General features: G+C 76.7%; 1 protein-coding gene. It reads left to right on the top strand.

Annotation, left to right across the window (positions count from 1 at the left end):
* Positions 1-476 (top strand): SDR family oxidoreductase (locus tag B9S61_RS08580; protein ID WP_146064754.1); only part of this gene is annotated, 476 nt, incomplete at both ends.

Genomic DNA, 476 nt, shown 5'->3' with positions numbered 1-476 from the left:
GCACCTCGTACTGCTGAGCCGGCGCGGGCCCGAGGCGCCGGGAGCCGACGCCCTCGTCGCCGCGCTGGCGGAGCTCGGGGCCCGGAGCACCGTACTGGCCTGCGACGTCGCCGACCGGACCGCACTGGAAGGGGTCCTGGCGCGACTGCGCGCCGAGGACGACACCGTACGGGCCGTGGTGCACACCGCGGGAATGACCTCCGACACCCCGCTCGCCGACTGCACCCCGGAGGAGCTGGCCGCGGACACGGCGGCCAAGACGCGGGGCGCGGCGCACCTGGACGCCCTGTTCGAGGGCGTCGGACTCGACGTGTTCGTGCTGTTCTCCTCGATCTCGGCCACCTGGGGCAGCGGCGGCCAGGGCGCATACGCGGCGGCCAACGCCTACCTGGACGGCCTGGCCGCGGCTCGCCGCGGCCGCGGCCTGACGGCGGTCTCTGTGGCCTGGGGCCCCTGGTCCGGCGCGGGCATGGCCG

The sequence above is a fragment of the Streptomyces sp. SM1 genome (genome assembly GCF_002910825.1).
In the GTDB taxonomy this organism is placed as follows: domain Bacteria; phylum Actinomycetota; class Actinomycetes; order Streptomycetales; family Streptomycetaceae; genus Streptomyces; species Streptomyces okerensis.
The sequence above is the reverse complement of the archived record's forward strand: the minus strand, read 5'-3'. Positions and strand labels throughout refer to the sequence as shown.